The sequence below is a fragment of the Citrobacter sp. BIDMC107 genome (assembly GCF_001037575.1).
Lineage (GTDB): Bacteria > Pseudomonadota > Gammaproteobacteria > Enterobacterales > Enterobacteriaceae > Citrobacter > Citrobacter freundii.
Window position 1 is genome coordinate 2,564,007 of record NZ_KQ089848.1, and the last position, 22,379, is coordinate 2,586,385.

At 53.6% G+C, this 22,379-nt stretch carries 23 protein-coding genes; 15 read left to right on the top strand and 8 right to left on the bottom strand.

Features of this window, described 5'->3' with window-relative positions; all coding sequences use genetic code 11:
- The first annotated feature begins 9 nt into the window (after positions 1-9).
- From uhpC to SK39_RS11900, 3 genes are all read left to right on the top strand, one after another.
- The gene (gene uhpC / locus SK39_RS11890) at positions 10-1,338 is read left to right on the top strand and encodes an MFS transporter (RefSeq protein ID WP_003023927.1); all 1,329 of its coding nucleotides are present in this window, start codon (positions 10-12) and stop codon (positions 1,336-1,338) included.
- Positions 1,339-1,480: 142 nt separating this feature from the next.
- Positions 1,481-2,872 (top strand): hexose-6-phosphate:phosphate antiporter, encoded by a 1,392-nt coding sequence (gene uhpT / locus SK39_RS11895; protein WP_003023929.1) that lies wholly within the window; start codon positions 1,481-1,483, stop codon positions 2,870-2,872.
- Positions 2,873-2,997: 125 nt separating this feature from the next.
- Positions 2,998-3,450: a DUF1198 family protein gene (locus SK39_RS11900; protein ID WP_003023933.1), complete on the top strand. Its 453-nt coding sequence runs from the start codon at positions 2,998-3,000 to the stop codon at positions 3,448-3,450.
- Positions 3,451-3,516: 66 nt separating this feature from the next.
- On the opposite strand, the gene SK39_RS11905 is transcribed toward SK39_RS11900, so the two are convergent.
- Together SK39_RS11905 and SK39_RS11910 are read right to left on the bottom strand one after the other, a co-directional pair.
- Positions 3,517-3,840 (bottom strand): helix-turn-helix domain-containing protein, encoded by a 324-nt coding sequence (locus tag SK39_RS11905; protein WP_003023937.1) that lies wholly within the window; start codon positions 3,838-3,840, stop codon positions 3,517-3,519.
- Positions 3,824-4,183 carry a type II toxin-antitoxin system RelE/ParE family toxin gene (locus tag SK39_RS11910; protein ID WP_032937135.1) on the bottom strand — a complete coding sequence of 120 codons (360 nt, stop codon included), beginning with the start codon at positions 4,181-4,183 and terminating at the stop codon, positions 3,824-3,826. Before SK39_RS11910 ends, SK39_RS11905 begins: the two co-directional genes overlap by 17 nt.
- A gap of 214 nt (positions 4,184-4,397) precedes the next feature.
- Here SK39_RS11910 and nepI point away from each other — a divergent pair, with 214 nt between their 5' ends.
- Complete coding sequence (gene nepI, locus SK39_RS11915) at positions 4,398-5,588, top strand: purine ribonucleoside efflux pump NepI (RefSeq protein ID WP_032937137.1); 1,191 nt, start codon at positions 4,398-4,400, stop codon at positions 5,586-5,588.
- A 49-nt stretch (positions 5,589-5,637) separates the two neighbouring features.
- On the opposite strand, the gene SK39_RS11920 is transcribed toward nepI, so the two are convergent.
- Positions 5,638-7,020, bottom strand: a complete 1,383-nt coding sequence (locus SK39_RS11920; RefSeq protein ID WP_032937139.1) for a glycoside hydrolase family 1 protein — start codon at positions 7,018-7,020, stop codon at positions 5,638-5,640.
- Between the two features lie 94 nt (positions 7,021-7,114).
- The gene (locus tag SK39_RS11925) at positions 7,115-7,408 is read right to left on the bottom strand and encodes a YicS family protein (RefSeq protein WP_003840665.1); all 294 of its coding nucleotides are present in this window, start codon (positions 7,406-7,408) and stop codon (positions 7,115-7,117) included.
- 130 nt (positions 7,409-7,538) lie between these two features.
- On the opposite strand from SK39_RS11925, the gene SK39_RS11930 reads away from it, so the two are divergent.
- The 10 genes from SK39_RS11930 (at position 7,539) to nlpA (ending at position 17,455) form a co-directional block, all read left to right on the top strand.
- Positions 7,539-7,955: a GNAT family N-acetyltransferase gene (locus SK39_RS11930; protein ID WP_003023951.1), complete on the top strand. Its 417-nt coding sequence runs from the start codon at positions 7,539-7,541 to the stop codon at positions 7,953-7,955.
- A gap of 90 nt (positions 7,956-8,045) precedes the next feature.
- Positions 8,046-10,844 (top strand): transcriptional regulator DagR, encoded by a 2,799-nt coding sequence (dagR, locus tag SK39_RS11935; RefSeq protein WP_048217040.1) that lies wholly within the window; start codon positions 8,046-8,048, stop codon positions 10,842-10,844.
- Between the two features lie 120 nt (positions 10,845-10,964).
- Positions 10,965-11,390: a PTS sugar transporter subunit IIA gene (locus SK39_RS11940; protein WP_003840671.1), complete on the top strand. Its 426-nt coding sequence runs from the start codon at positions 10,965-10,967 to the stop codon at positions 11,388-11,390.
- Between the two features lie 12 nt (positions 11,391-11,402).
- Positions 11,403-11,888 carry a PTS sugar transporter subunit IIB gene (locus SK39_RS11945; RefSeq protein WP_003023959.1) on the top strand — a complete coding sequence of 162 codons (486 nt, stop codon included), beginning with the start codon at positions 11,403-11,405 and terminating at the stop codon, positions 11,886-11,888.
- Positions 11,889-11,913: 25 nt separating this feature from the next.
- On the top strand, positions 11,914-12,663 hold the full coding sequence (locus SK39_RS11950) for a PTS mannose/fructose/sorbose/N-acetylgalactosamine transporter subunit IIC (RefSeq protein WP_003023960.1): 750 nt from the start codon (positions 11,914-11,916) through the stop codon (positions 12,661-12,663).
- On the top strand, positions 12,660-13,520 hold the full coding sequence (locus SK39_RS11955) for a PTS system mannose/fructose/sorbose family transporter subunit IID (RefSeq protein WP_005121522.1): 861 nt from the start codon (positions 12,660-12,662) through the stop codon (positions 13,518-13,520). Before SK39_RS11950 ends, SK39_RS11955 begins: the two co-directional genes overlap by 4 nt.
- A gap of 3 nt (positions 13,521-13,523) precedes the next feature.
- A complete protein-coding gene (gene dgaE / locus SK39_RS11960) occupies positions 13,524-14,633 on the top strand; it encodes a D-glucosaminate-6-phosphate ammonia lyase (protein WP_016151208.1) in 1,110 nt (369 codons plus the stop codon).
- Positions 14,620-15,363 (top strand): 2-dehydro-3-deoxy-phosphogluconate aldolase, encoded by a 744-nt coding sequence (gene dagF / locus SK39_RS11965; RefSeq protein WP_032937142.1) that lies wholly within the window; start codon positions 14,620-14,622, stop codon positions 15,361-15,363. Before dgaE ends, dagF begins: the two co-directional genes overlap by 14 nt.
- A gap of 211 nt (positions 15,364-15,574) precedes the next feature.
- Entirely contained in the window at positions 15,575-16,513 is a 939-nt protein-coding gene (locus SK39_RS11970) for an Rpn family recombination-promoting nuclease/putative transposase (protein ID WP_032937143.1), read from the top strand.
- Positions 16,514-16,636: 123 nt separating this feature from the next.
- Complete coding sequence (nlpA, locus tag SK39_RS11975) at positions 16,637-17,455, top strand: lipoprotein NlpA (protein WP_048217041.1); 819 nt, start codon at positions 16,637-16,639, stop codon at positions 17,453-17,455.
- A gap of 28 nt (positions 17,456-17,483) precedes the next feature.
- On the opposite strand, the gene SK39_RS11980 is transcribed toward nlpA, so the two are convergent.
- From SK39_RS11980 to SK39_RS11990, 3 genes are all read right to left on the bottom strand, one after another.
- Positions 17,484-18,386 (bottom strand): carboxylate/amino acid/amine transporter, encoded by a 903-nt coding sequence (locus SK39_RS11980; protein ID WP_003023973.1) that lies wholly within the window; start codon positions 18,384-18,386, stop codon positions 17,484-17,486.
- 118 nt (positions 18,387-18,504) lie between these two features.
- On the bottom strand, positions 18,505-18,810 hold the full coding sequence (locus SK39_RS11985) for a putative quinol monooxygenase (RefSeq protein WP_048217042.1): 306 nt from the start codon (positions 18,808-18,810) through the stop codon (positions 18,505-18,507).
- A 1-nt stretch (position 18,811) separates the two neighbouring features.
- Entirely contained in the window at positions 18,812-19,819 is a 1,008-nt protein-coding gene (locus SK39_RS11990; RefSeq protein WP_032937145.1) for a zinc-binding alcohol dehydrogenase family protein, read from the bottom strand.
- A gap of 104 nt (positions 19,820-19,923) precedes the next feature.
- Between SK39_RS11990 and SK39_RS11995 the strand changes: the two genes are divergently transcribed.
- Entirely contained in the window at positions 19,924-20,826 is a 903-nt protein-coding gene (locus SK39_RS11995; RefSeq protein ID WP_048217043.1) for a LysR family transcriptional regulator, read from the top strand.
- Positions 20,827-20,862: 36 nt separating this feature from the next.
- Here SK39_RS11995 and SK39_RS12000 read toward each other — a convergent pair whose 3' ends face one another.
- On the bottom strand, positions 20,863-22,359 hold the full coding sequence (locus tag SK39_RS12000; protein WP_005121531.1) for a C69 family dipeptidase: 1,497 nt from the start codon (positions 22,357-22,359) through the stop codon (positions 20,863-20,865).
- Positions 22,360-22,379 lie beyond the last annotated feature (20 nt).

Sequence of the window (22,379 nt, forward strand, 5' to 3'; positions counted from 1 at the left end):
GGAGCGGCCATGTTTGCGTTTTTAAAAGCCCCGGCCAATGCGCCGCTCATCACTGACAAGCAGGAAGTGGATGCCCGCTATCGCTATTGGCGGCGGCATATTCTGACCACTATCTGGCTCGGCTATGCACTGTTCTATTTCACACGCAAAAGCTTCAATGCCGCCGTACCGGATATTCTCACCAGCGGTGTGCTGACTCGCAGCGATATTGGGCTATTGGCGACGCTGTTTTACATCACCTACGGCCTGTCGAAGTTTGTTTCCGGTATCGTCAGCGACCGCTCCAACGCACGCTATTTTATGGGCATCGGGCTGATCGCCACCGGCGTGGTGAACATTCTGTTTGGATTCTCTACCTCACTGTGGGCCTTTGCGGTGCTGTGGGCGCTGAACGCCTTTTTCCAGGGCTGGGGGTCGCCGGTCTGCGCGCGTTTATTGACCGCGTGGTATTCGCGTACCGAGCGCGGCGGCTGGTGGGCGCTGTGGAATACCGCGCACAACGTCGGCGGAGCGCTGATCCCTATCGTGATGGCGGCGACAGCGCTGCACTACGGTTGGCGCGCCGGGATGATGATTGCCGGGTTGCTGGCGATTGTGGTGGGGGTTTTCCTCTGCTGGCGGCTGCGCGACAGACCGCAGGCGATTGGCCTGCCGCCGATTGGCGACTGGCGGCATGATGAGCTAGAAATTGCTCAGCAGCAGGAAGGTGCAGGGCTGAGCCGCAAAGAGATCCTCACCCGCTATGTGCTGCTGAATCCTTATATCTGGCTGCTGTCACTGTGTTATGTGCTGGTATACGTGGTCCGTGCAGCGATTAATGACTGGGGCAATCTGTACATGTCTGAGACGCTCGGTGTGGATCTGGTGACTGCCAATACCGCCGTGACCATGTTCGAACTGGGTGGATTTGTCGGTGCGCTGGTGGCGGGGTGGGGCTCGGACAAGCTGTTTAACGGCAACCGCGGTCCAATGAACCTGATTTTTGCCGCCGGAATTTTGCTCTCCGTTGGTTCGCTGTGGCTGATGCCGTTCGCCAGCTACGTGATGCAGGCAGCGTGCTTTTTCACCACCGGATTCTTCGTCTTCGGCCCGCAGATGCTGATCGGCATGGCGGCAGCGGAGTGTTCGCACAAAGAGGCAGCAGGTGCAGCAACCGGTTTTGTTGGGCTGTTTGCCTATCTGGGGGCATCGCTCTCCGGCTGGCCCCTGGCGAAGGTGATGGAGGTCTGGCACTGGACCGGGTTTTTTGTGGTGATCGCCATTGCGGCGGGGATTTCCGCGCTGCTGCTGCTGCCGTTTTTAAACGCCCAGGCTCCGCGCGATCTCAACGAAGCGTGATGCACCTCACCTTTTTGCCCTGAGTGGGGCAAAACTAAGAAATTTTCCCGGTTTCACCTGGACGCTGTCTCAGGCACGTCTCCCGGCTGATTTTTACAATGCCTGCTATTCGCAGGTATAAAAATTAGCTCGGGAGTGTCAAATGCTGGCCTTTCTCAACCAGGTGCGCAAGCCGACCCTGGATCTGCCGCTCGATGTGCGGCGCAAAATGTGGTTCAAACCGTTCATGCAGTCCTATCTGGTGGTCTTTATCGGCTACCTGACCATGTACCTGATCCGCAAAAACTTCAACATCGCGCAGAACGACATGATCTCCACCTACGGGCTGAGCATGACGCAACTGGGGATGATTGGCCTGGGCTTCTCCATCACCTACGGCGTGGGAAAAACGCTGGTTTCCTACTACGCGGACGGCAAAAACACCAAGCAGTTCCTGCCGTTTATGCTGATCCTCTCTGCCATCTGTATGCTCGGCTTCAGCGCCAGCATGGGTGCGGGTTCAACCAGCCTGTTCCTGATGATTGCCTTCTATGCGCTGAGTGGTTTCTTCCAGAGTACCGGCGGCTCGTGTAGCTATTCCACCATCACCAAATGGACGCCGCGTCGCAAGCGGGGTTCTTACCTCGGTATGTGGAACATCTCCCACAACCTCGGCGGTGCGGGTGCGGCAGGCGTGGCGCTGTTTGGCGCTAACTATCTGTTCGACGGTCACGTCATCGGGATGTTTATCTTCCCGTCGATTATCGCGCTGATTGTTGGTTTTATCGGCCTGCGCTACGGCAGTGACTCCCCGGAATCTTATGGTCTTGGTAAAGCTGAAGAGTTGTTCGGCGAGGAGATCAGCGAAGAAGACAAAGAGACCGAAGAAAACGAGATGACGAAATGGCAGATCTTTGTTGAGTACGTGCTGAAAAACAAAGTGATCTGGTTGTTATGTTTCTCGAACATCTTCCTGTACGTAGTGCGTATCGGTATTGACCAGTGGTCCACCGTCTACGCTTTCCAGGAGCTAAAGCTCTCCAAAGAAGTGGCGATTCAGGGCTTTACCCTGTTTGAAGTGGGCGCGCTGGTCGGCACGCTGCTGTGGGGCTGGCTCTCTGACCTGGCGAATGGCCGCCGTGCGCTGGTGGCCTGCGTGGCGCTGGCGTTGATTATCGCCACCCTGGGCGTTTATCAGCACGCCAGCAACCAGTACGTTTATCTGGCTTCGCTGTTTGCGCTGGGCTTCCTGGTGTTTGGTCCGCAGCTGTTAATCGGCGTTGCGGCAGTCGGATTTGTACCGAAAAAAGCGATCGGCGCAGCCGATGGGATTAAAGGCACCTTTGCTTATCTGATTGGTGACAGCTTCGCCAAGCTTGGTCTGGGGATGATTGCCGACGGCACGCCGATTTTCGGCCTCACCGGCTGGGCAGGAACCTTCGCCGCGCTGGACACCGCCGCCATCGGTTGTATCTGTCTGATGGCCATCGTGGCCGTGTTTGAAGAACGTAAAATTCGCCGCGAGAAAAAGATTCAACAATTGAAAGTCGCTTAAGTTAAGTGTGCATTGGTAACTTTTGCCCGCCTTAATGGCGGGCTTTTTTATGCCGTGGCGTTCATCCATCGACAGCGATAAATTTGCCGCTATGATGGGCATCCTGTCTGGTAATGGATGTGCGCATGATTTGGATAATGTTGGCCACCCTGGTGGTTGTTTTTGTGGTGGGATTTCGGGTGCTGACGTCCGGTTCACGACGCGCAATTCGCCGTCTGAGCGAGCGACTGAACATTGATGTCGTGCCAGTAGAATCGATGATCGATCAGATGGGAAAAGTACAGGGTGAGGCTTTTTTACAGTACCTCCACCGCCCTGATGAATCACATCTGCAAAATGCGGCCCAGGTGCTGTTGATCTGGCAAATCGTGATTGTCGACGGCAGTGAGCCGAATCTGCTGCAGTGGCACCGTTGGCTGCAAAAAGCTCGGCTGGCCGCGCCGATTACCGACGCGCAGGTGCGTCTGGCGCTCGGTTTTTTGCGCGAAATGGAGCCGGACATGCAGGAGCTTAATGCGTTTCAAATGCGCTATAACGCCTTTTTCCAGCCCGAAGATGGCGTGCATTGGTTGCATTGATAGTCATGCCTGATGGCGTTACGGTTCTCAGGTCGACAAAACGTGTCGCTATCTGGCAGTGGCTAATTACATCAGAACGTCCAGGCCATGTTTTTGCACGATGCTGAGTAGTTTTAATGACATCCCACCAGGTCGTTTAGCTCCGCTCTCCCATTTTTGCACTGTCGATACGCTGGTGTTCAGATAACGGGCAAAAACGGGTTGGCTTACATTTAGCTTTTCACGCAATGCTTTAATCTCAGTCGGTTGAAGATCTTCCACGTGACTAAGACTGGCTTTGTCAAAATCGCGCATCGTTTCCTGTGGAATTGCACCAACGCTAAATAATCCAGAAGCTGCGCTATGGATGGCTTCAAAGGCAGGGCTTTTGAATTTATTCTTTGCTGTCATGACAGACCTCTACCAGTTCTTTACTCTGAATCAGTGCTGCTATTTTCATATCACCGAGGCTTGCATAATGCTTCGCCAGTTCACGAAAGCCGCTTAACTCGCTACTGTTAATATTTGCTATGTTCTGCTTGGCGTACAAGAACGTATAAAACCAATGCTCTCCGCCTTTCGCAAGGATGATGGCGCGATCGCGATTTTGATTAAGCCGCTTTTTATAAACTCCTCCGCCGAGATTGTCTGCTCTTCCCTGAAGAGTGGCGGCTATTGCTTCACATAATTCATTGTCATTAATCGCATGAGATTTCGCTTCCCTGGTAAACCATTTGGTTTTGAACACTCGCATCGGGTTGACATCCTGTAACCATAAATATAGCACCTGGTGATATACTATGCATTTAGTTAGCTGTAAAAAGGGGAAAAATCAGCCACGTTCGGAATGTGCGAGCCTCTACGCAAGTGACAATGCAAAACGGTAGAGTTGCTGAAACGTTAAATACGTCACAAATTTAATGTTACACTGCGTAACTTTTCTACAATAACCCCACGCAGGTAACAAAATGAGTGAAGCTGTTGAACAAAAATCCCGCGCTGAGGCAAATTCCCGACCTAACTGGTCGGCGGTATTTGCCGTGGCGTTCTGTGTTGCCTGCCTGATAACCGTTGAGTTTCTGCCCGTTAGCCTGTTAACGCCGATGGCGCAGGATCTGGGGATTTCTGAAGGTGTGGCGGGGCAATCGGTGACCGTGACGGCATTTGTCGCCATGTTCGCCAGCCTGTTTGTGACGCAAATTATTCAGGCGACCGATCGTCGCTATGTGGTGATCCTGTTTTCGGTGCTGCTGACGCTTTCCTGTCTGCTGGTTTCCTTTGCCAATTCTTTTTCGCTGCTGCTCGTTGGCCGCGCCTGTCTCGGTCTGGCGCTTGGTGGCTTCTGGGCGATGTCGGCGTCGCTGACCATGCGTCTGGTTCCTGCACGTACGGTGCCGAAGGCGCTGTCGGTTATTTTTGGCGCAGTCTCCATCGCGCTGGTGATTGCCGCGCCGCTGGGGAGCTTTTTAGGCGGCATTATCGGCTGGCGTAATGTATTTAATGCGGCGGCGGTGATGGGCGTGCTGTGCACAATTTGGGTGGTGAGAGCGTTGCCTTCGCTGCCTGGCGAGCCTTCGCATCAGAAACAAAACATGTTCAGCCTGTTGCAGAGACCGGGGGTGATGGCCGGGATGATTGCCATCTTCATGTCCTTTGCCGGGCAGTTCGCCTTCTTTACCTATATTCGCCCGATCTATATGAATCTGGCGGGCTTTGACGTTGATGGCCTGACGCTGGTGCTGCTGAGCTTCGGTATTGCCAGTTTTGTTGGTACGTCGCTTTCGTCGATGATTTTGAAGCGTTCGGTCAAACTGGCGTTAGCCGGTGCGCCACTGGTGCTGGCGCTCAGTGCACTGGTCCTGATTCTGTGGGGCAGTGACAAAGTGGTGGCGGCGGGTATTGCGATTATCTGGGGACTGTTGTTTGCGCTGGTACCGGTCGGCTGGTCGACGTGGATCACGCGCTCGCTTGCCGATCAGGCAGAAAAAGCCGGATCGGTGCAGGTCGCCGTGATCCAGCTTGCCAATACCTGTGGGGCTGCGGTGGGAGGCTATGCGCTCGATACTCTCGGATTGCTGTCACCCCTGATGCTTTCCGGCAGTCTGATGCTGCTGACGGCGCTTCTGGTGGCAGCAAAAGTTCGCATAAAGGGTATGTAATAAACTAAAGCTCGGTATGCCGGATCGCTATCCGGCATCCTGGTTATTTTTAATTAAAACCATTGTTTTCGGCAGTATGGGCAAACCATTCGCCGCTCTTTTTCACCGTACGTTTTTGCGTTTCTAAATCTAACTGAACAAAACCGTAGCGGTTTTTATATCCGTTGAGCCAGGACCAGTTATCAATAAAAGTCCACATATGGTAGCCAAGACAATTACAACCTTCGCTGATGCCTTTATGTAGCCATTTAAGATGCTCAGAAACAAATTCAATGCGGTAGCTGTCGTTGATCTGGTCATGCTCAACGAAACGCTGCTCATTTTCCACACCCATACCGTTTTCAGAAATAAAGCAGCGCGGGTTGCCGTAATTATCACGAAGATTAGTAATAATATCGTAAATACCAGGCTCATAAATTTCCCAGCCACGGTAAGGGTTCATTTTACGCCCCGGCATTTCGTAATAATCAAACAGCCATTCCGGCATAAACGGCGCATTTGGATTGACCGCAGTATCACGACATTTCACGCGACGCGGCTGATAATAATTGATACCGAGCAGGTCGATTTTCCCCTCGGCGATGAGCTGATTGTCGCCTGGCTGACAGGTTGGTAGCTGATCGTACTCTTTCAGCAATTCGACCAGATCCGCCGGATATTCCCCTTTTAGTACCGGGTCAAGGAAGCTGCGGTTAAACAGCAGATCCGCATGGTGCGCGGCTTTCACATCCGCCGGGTGCTGAGAGCGTGGATAAGAGGGCGTCAGATTTAGGATCACACCGATCTCACCGCCGTAGTTTCCGGCGCGATACGCCCGCACCGCCGTGGAATGCGCCAGTACAGTGTGATACGCCACGGTGGCCGCGCGTTTGAAATCCACCACGTTTGGGTAATGGAAGTCATACAGATAGCCGCCTTCCACCGGGACAATAGGCTCGTTAAAGGTGAACCAGTGCTTCACCCGGTTGCCGAACAATGTAAAACACGTCTGCGCGTAGCGGCCAAACGCCTCAACCACCTCACGGTTTTCCCAGCCGCCTTTCTCCTGCATCACCATTGGCATGTCAAAGTGGAACAGGGTGATAAATGGCGTAATGCCTTGCGCCAGCAGCTCGTCGATGACGTTGTTATAGAACTCGACGGCTTCCGGATTAACATCGCCGCTACCGTCCGGGATCAGGCGTGACCAGCTCAGAGACGTACGGAAGCTGTTGTGCTTCAGCTGCTTGAGCAGTGCGATGTCCTGTTTCCAGTGCTGATAAAAGGTTGAGGTGTTTGCCGGACCAACCCCCTGGTGGAAACGACCTGGCTGACGGTCGAACCACACGTCCCACGTGGTCTGGCTTTTGCCGCCGTTCAGACTATCCCCTTCGGTTTGCAGTGCCGAGCAGGCGCTGCCCCACCAGAAGTTTTCTGGAAAACGGTATCGCATTGTTATTGCTCCATTGCTATTTATACGTTCTGGCAACAATACGTGTTTTTGCGACACAGAAACCGGTTACAGTGCTCATTTTACAACAAGATGCTTATAAATCCGGGCATTCAACTTTGCCAAGTGCTTCCCAGTAGTTGTTCTGGTTATTTCTTTGTATTGCCAGAATAGCTTCGCGGATATGCTGCTGATTACGTGTATCAGACATAATCGTTTTTTCCCACACGTCATCGGATGGCGACCCCTGTGGGGTGCAAATCTTGCGTAAGTCCTTCAATACAGTATTTTTTTCATGAACGGACTGTAGAGAGCCGTAAGCCGAATCGGCCTGCGCTAAACCCGGCAGCGTGAAAAGAATGGCAATAAGCGGTAAAGCGGCTCGTTTCATGATAATAATCCTTGTTGTCGATGCGCATCATCTCAAGAGTAAGTGTAGACGGCATGCGTCTCACTCATCAGCCTGTGTTAATTTCTAAACAAATAATCAGCCAGAAGTTGTAGTTTTTCAGGAGGATAAGATGCAAATACAGATTACAGATACCATTACCGAAGACGATCAAAATGCCCTGCTTGCCGGATTGCGCGCCTACAACCGCCAGTTCCTGAGAACCACCAATTTTGGCGACCTGGCGGTGTACTGGCGCGATGAAAGCAATGAAATTCTGGGCGGGCTGATTGGCAAAATCAAAGGCGAATGGCTGTGCATTGATTTCCTGTGGATGCATGATTCGCTGCGCAAAGGCGGTTACGGCACAAAATTGATGCAGGCTGCCGAGCAGACAGCGCGTGAGAGAGGATGCCTGCATGCGCTGGTGGATACCATGAGTTTCCAGGCGCTGCCGTTTTATCAGAAAAACGGCTATCAGTTGCAAATGACCCTCGATAACTTTCCGGAAACCGGCTCCGCGCGGCATTATTTGTCGAAAACGTTTTGATGACCGGAAGCTCTGGACGCCGCCTCACTTTCTTGCGTAGCAGAATAGTGTATGTTCTGAACAATCATTTATTTCTTAAGCGGTAAAGAGATGAGACGGATTGAGATAATACTGGGGGAGCTGGAACGGCTGACGCGAGGACTGAATCTTGCCCATCTGGCTCAGGAAACGGCGTTCACAGCAGAAGCTATCGGCTTTAACCTCGGACTGGCGCGCAACTCGGTCAGTAAAGATCTCAATCAGCTCTGGAACGACGGCCTGGCGATTAAAAGCCGCGGACGCCCGGTATTCTTTCTGCATCGTCAGGCGATTGAAACGCTGCTGGGGCGCAAACTGGATGAGTCCGAGCGTGAAGTGCAAACCGTTGCCGACCTGTTGCCTGTTCAGGAAAACCAGGCGACAGACGATCCCTTTTCTGGCCTGATTGGTTACGATCGCAGCCTGCGCGACGCGGTGGAAAAAGGCCGCGCGGCGGTGCTGTATCCCCACGGGCTGCACGTTCTGCTGACTGGTCCCTCCGGCGTCGGCAAAACCTTTTTTGCCGAACTTATGCACCGTTTCGCCTGCGAACGTGCAGCGGGAACGCCCCCGCCGCTGGTCTATTTCAACTGCGCGGAATACGCCCATAACCCGGAGTTGCTTTCTTCGCACCTGTTTGGTCATCGACAGGGAGCGTTTACCGGTGCAAACGAAAATAAACCGGGTCTGGTCGAGCAGGCCGACGGCGGCTATCTGCTGCTCGATGAAGTGCATCGCCTGCCGTATGAAGGGCAGGAAAAGCTGTTCTCAATTCTTGATAAGGGCGAATACCGGCCGCTGGGTTCCAGCGCCGTGGCGCGGTCAATCTCGGTTCGCCTGATATGTGCGACCACCGAACCGGTGAGTTCAGCATTGCTGCGTACCTTCCAGCGACGTATTCAGGTGTGTATCGATTTGCCCGGCATCCGCCAGCGTTCAGTGGAAGAGCAGGTTGAACTGATCGTTGGCTTCTTACAGCGTGAGAGCCGCAAAATCGAGCGTACGATAAGCATCGACCGTACCTTGCTGCTCTGGCTGCTGAACAAGCCGCTGGAAGGCAACATTGGTCAGCTTAAGAGCGACATTCAGTTTCTCTGCGCCCAGGCCTGGGCCTCGGGGATGACCGAGCACAGCGACACGCTACAACTGGATAAACGTCTGACCGAGATCCCCTTTAACGCCACGCCGGAACAACGTCTGTTGGTTGGAGCGCTGTTCGAAGGCAAAGAACACCTGAGCATCGATGCCCGCACGCTGCCCGCGCTGAAAAATTCGCTGGCCACCGGAGCCGAAATTGAAGAGAGCGATCTTTTCTACAGCTTCCTGACCCGCGAATATATCAACCTGCGTAACAGCAACGTGCCGCCAGCCGAAACGCTGGCAATCCTCAAAAACAAGCTCAGTTCGATATTTGAATATGGTCTCTACAGCCGCGACAGCGTGGCGCATCCTCCGCGCTATGGCGATCAGATTGAAGAGCGAGTAACGCTGCTGATCGGCTGTGTTGAGCAGGTGCTTGGTTTTACGCTGCCGGAAAATCTGGTTAACCCGCTGCGCAAACACTTCCTGGCGCTGATTGGCTATGTGCAGCGCGGCCTTATTCCGCAACTTTATTCTTCCAGCCTGATCCTCGATCGCTGCAAAGATGAATACGAAAACGCGACGCTGTTATGCCGAAAAATCAATGAACTGCTGCATATTCAGTGTCCGGCGACGGAGGTGGTCTGGCTGTGCCTGTTCCTCAAAGAGTGTCGCCATTACCGCCAACGGATTGACGCCAGTCCTGACTGCGGGGTGATTTTGATTGCCCACGGTGCGACGACCGCCACAAGTCAGGCGCAGTACGTGAATCGCGTGCTGGAGCGCGAGGTGTTCAGCGCTATCGATATGCCTTTCGAGCAGTCGGTGCATGACACTCTGGAAGCCCTGACGCAGATGATCCAGACCCAGCAATATCGCCGATTGATCCTGATGGTGGATATTGGTTCACTGGTCCATTTTGGCAGCACGATCAGTAAGTTATTCCAGATAGACGTACTGTTAATGCCCAATATCACGCTCACCAGCCTGCTGGAGATTGGGCTGGATTTAAGCTACGAAACCAGCGACTTGCCGCAGCTGGCGGCGTTGATGCAGAGCAAAAATATTCCCTGTCAGCTCTGTACTCCGCAGCAGGAAAACAGCGGTAAAGTGCTGGTTATCTCCTGCATCACCGGGATGGGAACGGCAGAGAAAATCAAAAAGGTGCTGGAGGAGAGCTTCGGTGAGTTGATGTCGCAGGATACGCGGATGGTTATCCTCGATTACAACGAAGTTCGCAGCCTGGAGCGTGTTCAGCAGGCGATTAACGCCAGTGAACGCCTGGCGGGAATAGTGGGCACTTTCCAGCCAGGACTGCCGGATATTCCGTTTATCTCGCTCGAGGAGCTGTTCTCTGAGCAAGGCCCCGAGCTGGTACTCAGCCTGCTGACGCCAGATCTCTCCAGCAGCGAACGCCGTCTGGAGATGGAGCGCAGCGCGATGCGCTTTATCAGCGCGTTGACTATGGAGAGCATCATTAACCATATTTCGGTGCTCAACCCGCAGCGTATTCTCAAAGAGATGGAAGGCGTGCTGAATCATCTGACCACCGCGCTTTCGCTCAAACCGAGCCGTCAGGTGACACTGCGCTTCCTGATCCACTGCTGCTGTATGGTCGAGCGTATCGTGATTAACCGCAAACCGTTACAGATGGCGCTGGAGAACAAGCCGGATCTGGATAATCGCGCGTTTAGTGTCATTAAATCCGCTTTCCTGCCGATCGAAGAGGCCTATGCCATTCGCTTATCGGACGCGGAATATTTTTATATCTACGAACTGCTGTATAGCTAATCCCTTTACTGGCGCGGCTTTCTGCCTCGCCAGCGCTCCTCTCTTCCCCGCGTGACACAAATTCTGGCACAGCCTTTGCTCTGTTTACCTATGTCTATGTAATCGAGCCAGGAGGCCATTTTGACTACCACTGAATCCTTGCCCCAGATCCTGCTGCTGACCCATGGCGGCTGGGGGCAACAGCTTTGCAATAGCCTGCGCATGGTGATGGGTGAAATCAAAGGCGTGACGGAAATTGCGCTGATGCCCGTTGATACGCTCGGCGAGTTTTATCAGCGCGTCGAAGCCGTAGTGAAAACCATGCCGGAAGGCTCACTGATCCTGACTGATTTTATTGGCGGCACCACCTCCAACGTGGCGGCGCGGCTGAGCGCCGATTACCCGGTGGCTGTTATTTCCGGGCTCAACGCCTCTTTGCTGCTGGAGGCGCTCGACAAACGCGAGCATGGCCGGTTGACCACCTGCGTGGCTGAACTGGTCGACGCCGGGCGTAGCAGTTGCCTGGACGTTGTCGCCCACGTGCGTCAATTACAACAATCACAATAAGGAATAAACATCATGGCAAACATCGTCTTATGTCGTATCGATAGCCGTCTGATTCATGGACAAGTGGTGACCAAATGGGTTGGGCAATCTCAGGCAAACCGGATTGCGGTGGTTAGCGATGAGCTGGATGCCGATCCGTTTATGAAAAACATCTACCTGATGGCCGCGCCGCCAAACATCAAAGTGGATTGTTTCGGTAACCAAAGTTTTGCGGCCGCCTGGAAAGAAAACCAGCTTGGTGACGGCAAAGTGCTGGTGCTGTTCCCTTCTCTGGCGGCGGTTCAGGAAGCGGTCCAGTTGGGGTTTGACGTCACTACCATTCAGGTCGGTGGGCTGGGCGGTGGGCCAAACCGCAAAGCGGTATTCCAGAACATTACGCTGGATGAAAAAGACGTCGGCATTCTGAGCGACCTGAAAAATCGTGGGATTCAGGTGTTCTTCCAGACTATCCCGGAAGATAAGCCTCAGTCGCTGGACGATATCCTGAAAAAATTCTAATTCTTTGATAACAGGGTACTTAACTATGGATACTTTAGTCTTTGCAAGCCTGATGGGGTTGTATTACTGGTTTGCCCGATTACGCCTTGGCTACACCTTCTCCGCTATGCTGCTGCAACCGGTAGTGATTGCCGTATTCGTTGGCTTGCTGTTAGGCAACATGGAAACGGCGATGATCATCGGTGCCGGTATGCAGCTGGTTTATCTCGGCGTGACCTCTACGCCAGGCGGTAACGTCCCGTCGGATCCTGCGCTGGCCGCCTGTATTTCAATTCCTATCGCTGTGAAGGCCGGAATGGACCCGAACCTGGCTATCGCGCTGGCGATCCCGTTTGGCGTCATCGGCGTGTTCCTCGACCAGTTGCGCCGCACGTTAAACGCAGCGTGGGTGCATATGGCCGACAAGCATGCGGAAACGGCCAATATGGCGGGCATTATGCGCTGTGCATTCCTCTACCCGGCGTTGCTTGGCCTTGTACTGCGTTTCCCGGTGGTTTTCGCCGCCAACTATTTTGGTCAGGACGTGGTGGAAAGCTTCCTCAAGCTGATGCCGCACTGGCTGACGCACTCCTTTGAAATTATGGGCGGCATTCTGCCAGCGTTGGGCTTCGCCATTACCATTATGGTGATCGGTAAAAAGAGCCTTCTGCCGTGGTTTATCGGCGGTTTCTTTGCGGTGCTGTACCTGAAGGTAGACATCATGGCGATGGCAATCTTTGGTACCTGCGTGGCTTTCCTGATTAAAGGTCTGGCGAAAAATGAAGGAGCAGCATGATGAGCAGCGACGTAATGCAACATGAACTGGTGGAGCGGGCGCGTGAAAGCGGCACGCTGACCAAAGCCGATATCACCAAAGCCTGGTTTATCTACTGGCTGGGTGCAGAAGTTTCCAGCTCCTATGAGCGTTTGCAGAGCCTGATTTTCTGCGCCTCGATGACGCCGATCATCAAAAAGCTCTACCCGCAAAAAGAGGAACAGGTAGAAGCGCTGAAACGCCATCTGAACTTCTTCAACTCAGAGCAGACGTTCGGGGCGGTGATTCAGGGGATCTCCATTGCGATGGAGGAACAGAAAACCCGCGGCGAGCCGATCAGCGATGCTTCAATTACCGGGATTAAAACCGGGCTAATGGGACCGCTGGCCGGGATGGGGGACTCGATCATCTGGGCCGCCGTTATGCCGCTGTTAATTGCTATTTTTATCCCATTCGCGGCAAATGGCAGCGCGATGGGCGGAATTGTACCGTTAATCCTCTACCCGGCCATTACGTTGGCAATCAGCTACGGTATGGTGCACAAAGGCTATACGCTGGGACGTGACTCGATTATCGGTCTGCTGCAGGGAGGGCGAATTAAGGAACTGATCTACGGCGCGAACGTGCTGGGCCTGATCATGATGGGCGCGCTTTCTGCGAGCTACGTCAAGATCACCACGCCGTTAAAACTCAGCGCCCTGAAAGGCTCTGAAGTGGTGGTTCAGCAAATCCTCGACTCTATTGCCCCCGGTCTGTTGCCGCTGGCGGCGGTGTTCGCCATTTATTTCTATCTGGTGAAGAAAGGGCCGCGTTACACCACGATTTTGCTGTCGATTGTCGCACTCAGCGTGGTCTGTTCGCTGCTGGGAGTGTTGTAAGCCATGACACAGAATATCTATCAACAATTGGGGCTAAAACAGGTGATTAACGCCTGTGGCAAGATGACGATTCTGGGCGTTTCCAGCGTCGCGCCGGAAGTGATGCAAGCCACCGCGCGGGCAGCTTCGGCCTTTGTTGAAATTGACCGGCTGGTGGACCGTACCGGTCAATTGGTTTCCCGCTACACCGGCGCGGAGGACAGCTATGTTACTTCGTGCGCCTCGGCGGGTATTGCGATTGCCGTTGCCGCCGCCATTACCCGCGGTGACCAGGCTAGTGTCACGCTGATGCCGGACAGCGCGGGTATGGCCAATGAAGTGGTCATGCTGCGCGGGCATAACGTTGACTACGGGGCGCCCATCACCAGCGCGATCCGCTTAGGCGGCGGACGCGTGGTGGAGGTTGGCTCAAGTAATCTGGCGGCCCGCTGGCAGCTGGAGAGCGCGATTACCGATAACACCGCCGCGCTGCTGTACGTGAAATCGCACCACTGCGTGCAGAAAGGCATGTTGAGCATTGCAGACTTCGTACGGGTTGCGCAGGTTCATAACCTGCCGCTGATTGTCGATGCCGCCGCCGAGGAAGACTTACACGCCTGGGTGGCGAGCGGGGCGGATATGGTGGTCTACAGCGGGGCAAAAGCCTTTAACGCGCCGACCTCCGGGTTTATCACCGGAAAGAAAAAGTGGATTGCCGCGTGTAAAGCGCAGCACCACGGAATTGCCCGGGCGATGAAGATCGGCAAAGAGAATATGGTCGGGCTGGTGTATGCCCTGGAAAACTATCATCAGGGGCAAACCGTGGTCACCGCCGAAGAGCTTCGCCCCGTGGCGCAGGCGATTTCAGCGATTCGCGGACTGGATGCGGATATTGAGCAGGACGAAGCCGGGCGCGCCATCTGGCGGATTCGTATTCGGGTGAATGCACAAGAGCTGGGGATGGATGCTTACGCCGTAGAAGCGCAGCTGCGAGAGGGTGATATCGCGATTTACGCTCGCCGTTACAACCTTCATCAGGGCGTCTTTAGTCTTGACCCGCGTACGGTTGCAGAAGGGGAAATGGCACTGATCGTGGCCCGACTAAAGGAGATTGCAGACCATGCAGCACATTAATTTTTATCGCAATAAAGTGGCTATTAACGTGCTGGCGAAGGATATCGCCAACGCCCGGGAAATCTATGACGCTGCCGAAGGTCACGCGGTGATCGGCATTCTTTCGGCGCAGTTCTCCTCGGTTGAGGAAGGGGTTAAGGAAGTAAAACGCTGGATGGTCGACGTGCCGTCGATTTCCGTGGGGCTGGGGGCGGGCGACCCGGCGCAGTATTACAAAGCGGCGATGATTGCCTCACAGGTCCATCCGGCACACGTCAACCAGACCTTTACCGGTTGTGGTTTTGCGGCAGGCGCGCTGGCGGCAACGGGCGGTGAACAGACCCATATCAACGCGTTAGTCAGTCCCACGGGCACGCTGGGGGAAGTGTTGATCTCCACTGGCGTCAGCAGCAGCCAGGGCACGCCAGCCCGCGTTTCCTGTGATGCAGCGGTACGTATGATGCTGGACTCTGGCGCGCATGCGGCGAAGTTCTTCCCAATGGGCGGTGAGCAGTCCCTGCCTGAGTTGTACGCACTGGCGACGACAGCGGCGCGCAACGGCATGACGTTGATTGAGCCGACCGGCGGTATCGATCTCGATAACTTCGGCATTATCCTGCAATCCTGTCTGGAAGCAGGAGTACCGCGCGTCATGCCGCATGTTTACAGCTCGATTATCGACCCTCAGACCGGTAATACCCGGCCTGCAGATATCATCAGGTTGATGGAGATAGTCAAAGCCCTGGTGTGATGTTGCTATCGCCGGATGGCACACAAAAAATGCCCGGTAAGCGTTAGGTGCTACCGGGCATTTTTGCGAACACCCTTCCCTGAAAATGAATATATTGCACCAGCATGTATTTATCCTCGAAAGCGCCTCGCAGAGAGATAATTTCCCTGATGTCGTCTGTGCCACTGGCGAGTAATGTCCCGTCATCTTGTTCTTCCGGTGACGGACCGCCATGCAAAAACCAACAACATCTACACCGCATGATGCGGTGTTTAAAAAATTCTTAGGCCATCCAGATACGGTGCGGGATTTTCTTGATACCTATCTTCCTGCGTCATTACATGAGCTTTGCGATCTGGATACACTGAAACTGGAACCCGGGAGTTTTATTGAGGAGGATCTGCGTGCCAGTTATTCCGATGTTCTGTGGTCGCTAAAAACTAGAACCGGTAAAGGCTATATCTACGCGTTGATTGAACACCAAAGCTCGCCAGATGCTCATATGGCATTCAGGATGATGCGTTATGCCATTGCTACGATGCAGAAGCATCTTGATGCAGGACACAAAACGCTGCCGCTGGTGGTGCCGATACTTTTTTATCATGGCGTTGACAGCCCGTATCCATACTCGCTGTGTTGGCTGGATGAATTTGACGATCCACAAACTGCGCGGCAGCTTTATGACTCTGCCTTCCCGCTGGTAGACATCACGGTGGTGTCTGATGATGAGATTATGCAGCATCGGCGGATGGCGCTACTTGAGCTTGTCCAGAAGCATATACGTGAACGTGACCTGATGGTGCTGGTGGATAACCTGGTTGCTCTGCTGGTTAAGGGATACGCTAATGACAGCCAGGTAGAAACTCTATTTAATTATCTGATGCAGTCTGGCAGCGCACCGCGTTTCGAGGCGTTTATTCGCGAGGTGGCTTTACGCGTTCCCCAACACAAGGAGAGATTAATGACGATTGCAGAATGTTTACGTGAATCAGGGCGAAGAACGGGTCATTACAGTGGCTTACAAGAGGGATTACAAAAGGGCAAGATTGAAGGCAAACAAGACGAAGCGTTGCGGATAGCCCATGCCATGCTGGAGAAGGGGATCGATCGTGAACTGGTGCTAATTATCACCGGGCTTTCAAGTGATGAACTAACGGCATCTTCCGACTAATGTATCTTTTTCCCGTTATGCTTTTTTCTTCTTGCTGATGCTTTTTCGTTTTTTAAACCGCAGCGACCTTGCCGCTATAGTCATTTCATTACTCATCAGGCGGTTATTGCAAAAGGATAGAACGTGAAGCTGAAGATACCTTTTTTTGGGGCCGGGGCGGCGGTATTACTGGCGGGGTTATTGCTGGCAGGATGCGATCAACAGAGCAGTGATGCAAAGCATATCAAAGTGGGTGTGATTAACGGTGCCGAGCAGGATGTGGCGGAGGTCGCGAAGAAAGTCGCTAAAGAAAAATATGGCCTTGAGGTGGAGCTGGTGGGTTTTAGCGGTTCTCTGCTGCCCAACGATGCCACTAATCATGGTGAGCTGGATGCCAACGTCTTCCAGCATCGTCCGTTCCTCGAACAAGATAATAAAGCACACGACTATAAGCTGGTTGCGGTGGGCAATACCTTTGTGTTCCCGATGGCAGGGTATTCGAAGAAAATCAAAACCGTCGCTGAACTTAAAGACGGTTCAACGATTGCGATACCTAACGATCCAACCAACCTCGGGCGGGCGCTGTTGCTGCTGCAAAAAGAGAAGTTAATTACGCTGAAAGCGGATACCGGCCTGCTGCCAACAGCGTTGGATATCACTGATAATCCGCGGCATCTGAAAATTATGGAACTGGAAGGCGCGCAGTTGCCGCGCGTATTGGACGATCAGAAAGTGGATGTAGCGATTATCAGTACCACCTACATCCAGCAAACCGGTCTTTCCCCGGTACATGACAGCGTATTTATCGAAGACAAAAACTCACCGTACGTGAACATCCTGGTGGCGCGAGAAGACAACAAAGATGCCGAGAATGTGAAAGAATTCCTGCAATCTTATCAGTCACCGGAAGTGGCAAAGGCGGCAGAAACTATCTTTAACGGCGGCGCGGTTCCGGGTTGGTAATCGTGACCCGTTGTCGCGCCGGTTGGGGTTAAACCGCTCTGGCGCGGCGACGTGAGTCCATTGAGATCAGTACTACCGATGAGAGGATTAAAAGCGTGCCCAGCCAGTCTGGCAGGGTAAACGTAATACCTAACAACAGTAGTGACAGCAACGCGCTGCTCAACGGTTCTGCGCAGCTTAAAATGCTCGCTTTCGGTCCGCCAATCATCTGCGCGCCTTTCAGGTACAGGCTAAACGTCAGCGACGTGCCGATGACCACCAGATAGAAAAACGCCAGAATCAAACTGCCATTCACCACGAAATTAGTGCCCTGTCCGGCATAAAACGGCAGCAGGATCATGCCGCCGATTAACATACTCCAGCCGACGACCGGCAGCGTGCCGTAGCGCGCGATAAGCGTTGAGGGGTAGGTGGTGTAGAACGCGGCGGCAAACGCCGAGGCAATTCCCCAGAACAGCGCGGCAGGTGAGATAGACAGCGACGTTGGGTTACCGTGGGTGACCAGTAAGAAGGTGCCGATGAGCGAGGTGAAGATTGCGGTCAGCACTAAAATCCCCGGTCGTGCTTTGCGCACCACGGAAAACCACGCCACGATAATGGTCGGTGACAAAAATTGCAGCACCGTCGCGGTGGCGGCGTTGGATTTTTCAATGGTCAGCAGAAAGGTGAGCTGTACGGTGAGCGCTCCAACTACGGAAAAAATCAGCAGGCTGATGGCGTCTTTGCGGTTTTTGATAATGGAGAACACTTTGTCGCCGTGAACGAAAGAGAGCATCAGCAGAATCAGCCCGGCGAAAATCAGACGTGTCATGGTCAGAAACTGCGACGACATCTGACTTTGCTCCATGATGTACTGCGCGCAAACGCCTGAACTTCCCCACAATACGGCGGCAATCAGGACGTTCATCATCCCTCTTCTGGTGGAACTCATCTTTCCCTCGGCATGTTGTTTTGTTTTATTTGTGTGCAGGCATCATAGCAGAGATAGCGAAGCGAGTGAGACATGACTGGTGTAGCCCCCCGCGCGGCAGGGGGCTTCGGCAGTTATTTTATGGCGCAATCGGCGTCAGATAATCCAGCCGTAGCGGTTCGGCTAGCAGATCGTTCATTTGTAGAATGAACGTCTGGAAATGTGGCAGAGCGATATGCTCGTCCAGACCGGCCTGTCCGCGCCAGGATTCGCGCACGTAAAACACATCCGGCGTGTCGCGTAACTGGAACAGGGCATATTCAATATTGCCCGGCTCCCGGCGAGTAGGCAGTAACAGAGCCTGCAGTGCCTGTTTCAGTGCATCGATTTTCCCTGGTTTGGCTTTCAGTACCGCAATAATTGAAATCACTTCTGAATCTGACATGTTAAAACCCCTCCAGCACAATCTTGCCGACCGAACGACCGGTTTCAATTTGCGCGTGGGCTTTTTGCAGATTTGCCGCGGTGATCGCGCCAAAATGTTCGCCCAGCGTGGTGCGGAGGGTGTTGCTGTCGATCAGCTGTGCCACGCGGGTCAGTAACTGATGCTGCGCAATGATGTCGTGGGTGGTAAACATCGAACGGGTAAACATAAACTCCCAGTGCAGCGAAATGCTTTTGGCCTTCAGCGGACGCGCATCGAGAGTGTGCGGATCGTCAATCAACGCCAGTTTGCCCTGCGGTGCCAGGGCGGCAATAATTTGCGAATAGTGCTGCTCGGTATTGTTCAGGCTGGCAACGTGCGTCACCTCTTTAATGCCTATCCGTGCCAGCTCTTCTGTCAACGGCTTGCTGTGGTCAATCACATGATGAGCGCCCGCTTCACGAACCCATTTCTGGCTCTGCGGACGTGATGCCGTACCGATGACGGTCATTTTGGTCAGCTTACTGGCCAGTTGCGTCAGAATAGAACCGACGCCGCCAGCCGCGCCAACGATCAATAACACATCATCTTCATTGCTATTTTCCTCAACGCCCAGACGGTCGAACAGCATTTCCCAGGCGGTGATGGCGGTCAGCGGCAGCGCCGCAGCAGAAGCATTATCCAGTGTTTTTGGCTTCAGCGCGGTAATACGTTCATCAACCAGCTGAAATTCACTGTTACTGCCAGCGCGGCCCAGCGCTCCGGCGTACCAGACTTCATCGCCAGGTGTGAACAGGGTGACGGCTTCACCCACGGACTTCACCACGCCAACGGCGTCCCAGCCCAGAACGCGCGGCACATCGGCGTTAAAACCTTCGCGAACCTTGGTATCAACGGGATTGACGGAAATGGCTTTCACTTCAACCAGCAGATCGTGCCCGGTAGCGACTGGCATGGGCAGGTCAATCTCTTGTAAAAATTCAATGTTATTGCCGTCGGTCGCGGCGCGGGTAATAGCGATGGCTTTCATGGTCTCTCCGGTCACAGGAATCAGTTGAATAATTCGATGGTAAACCGGTAGCAGAACGGGAAAAATAGCCCTACGGCGACAGGACTTATACTCGGGGAGTGAAAATGTTCCGGCTTGAAGATCTCACGTTGTTTGTCCGCGCCGCGGCGCTGAATAGTTTTAGCGATGCTGCGCGCGAAGTCGGCGTTCAGCCTGCTCAGGTCAGTTCAGCTATCAAGCGACTGGAGTCTACGTTGGCTATCCGCTTGTTCGCCCGCTCCACGCGCAGCCTACGCCTGACGCCGGAGGGCGAGGTCTGGCTACCCTATGCCCGCCAGATGCTGGACGTGATGCATGCCGGGCTGCAAAAAATTCAGACCCCAGAAGATGAAGTTTCTGGCACGCTGCAAATCGCCGTGCCTTCCGATCTTGGCCGTAACCTGCTGCTGCCGGTCTTTCAGTCGTTTCGACGCCGCTATCCCGCGCTGCGCCTGCGGATTTTTTTCTCTGATCAGGTGACGGATGTCTTTAAAGACCCCGTCGATGTTGCGTTTCGCTATGGCAATACCGAAGATGCGTCTTACATTGCGCTGCCCGTTGCACCGAGTAACCGACGTGTGCTGGTGGCATCACCGCAATGGATTGCACAAAACGGCGCGCCGCAAACCCCGGATGATTTAACACAGCTCAACGCCATGACCTTCGTATTACGCGGCCGTCTGCACGATCGCTGGACGTTTACGCGCAACGGCGAGGTCAGTAGTGTGCAGGTTAACGGCACCATTATGAGCGACGATGCGGAAGTGATCCGACGGCTGGCAATTGCCGGGGAAGGTGTGGCGTACAAGTCGTGGCTGGATGTCAGCGAAGATGTGCGTGACGGTCGATTACAACTGCTGATGCCGGATTATCAGGGGGAGAAAGTCCCGCTGAATATGATTTGCCCCCATCGGAAGCAGCTTTCAAGAGCAGTCCGTCTGCTGCACGACGCAGTGAAGGCGCGGTGTGAAATGCTGGCGCAAAGCTAATAAGCGCTTTACGCCAGAATACTATCGCGTCGTTACTCAGTCTTTTTTCGCAGCGTTTGCAAAGAAGATATCAGACTGAATGTCTTTGGTGCGGATGGTAAATAGCTGATTAGTCAGATCTTCCGTCAGCTTCTCGGCGTCGGCCATGATGCGCAGGTTGAAGTCATTCAGCATCTTATCGGCGGCTGGTTTATCAGTTTTCGCCATCTTCAGATACTCTGCTTCAACCTCTTTTTGCTCCTTGGCCACTTTGTCTTCCCACGCTTTGTAGGCTTTTTTGACGATTGGCGCGAGCTTCGGATAATCGGTCATCGTCAGCGTTTGTAATTTACGATATTTCCAGTAGATAGACTGATCGTCCGCTTTATCGGTACCCATCGTATAGTTAGCCGGATACGCTTTCAGGCCGCTGTAGTACGGAACAAAGGCGGTGAGGTCGGCCATGCCCAAACCAATGTAGGTCGTTTCACCGATCTCTTTTGGCAACCACGGACGGACCTGCATAACATGCGCTTCATAGGTGCGGAAGACGCTGACCGGACGCCATGGTTCTTTGCCGTTCAGACCGTTGGTGTAGGGGTCATGGCTGGTGCCTTCATAATGGTTACGCAGTACGGCCTTCACATCGTCCAGTGTCATTTTCTTCTCTGGCGTCATGAAGACCGGGAATTCGCGCCCTTTGGCCATATCCTGGTTTACGGAAGGATTGAACTCTTTCTGGATGGTCCAAACGCGAGGGTCGTTATACGTGCGGTCACGCTCATCATCACGGGTATAGGCTTTGGAGAAGTTGAATTTGCCATCTTTTGCCGGTTCGTACAGACCCTTTTCGGTCGCAAATTGAATCAGGTTTTTTGACGCCATCATGTCCGGGTTTTTCGGATCGTAATCCTGTAAGCGGCCCTGGTTACCGGTGGCAAAATACTGGTTATTTGGCAGACGCTGCGCCATCCACTGATGGCCGCTGCCGGTTTCCAGATACCAGATCTCGTTATCGTCGACGACGGCAACGCCAAAGCCTTCGCCTGCGCCGACGGTCTCAACGATATGGCCCAGTAGCGCCACGGCTTCACGCGCGGTTTTACTCTGCGACAGCAGAATATCCGGAATATCGTCTTCGGTGATCCCTTTATCCTCAACGTACGGGTCGGCGGCCAGCGCTTTTGGTGAGGCAAAAATAGATTCTGTGCCGCTCACGCCAACGCCCAGCTCGTTAAATCCGGTCGCGCCGTGCAGTTGGGTTTTCCAGTTTGGAACAGTGGTATAACGCAGCGAGTTTTTGGGTAGCGGCCAGGTAAAGTCATTCGCACCGTTATGTGCTTTGGTGCTGTATACCCCGGTCTGATTCTGTTTTGCCGGGTGAATGACAAAATGTTGCGCTTTCAGGGCATCGCTGTCAGCGCTACGGGCAACCAGCATCGAGCCGTCCGCTGATGCTTCGTTACCGACCAGCAGGGTCGTACAAGCAAAACCTGATGAAACAACGGCCAAATTTATAGAAAGTGCAATCAGGCACTTTTTAAAAGTAAACATTACGTATCCCTCATATGTAC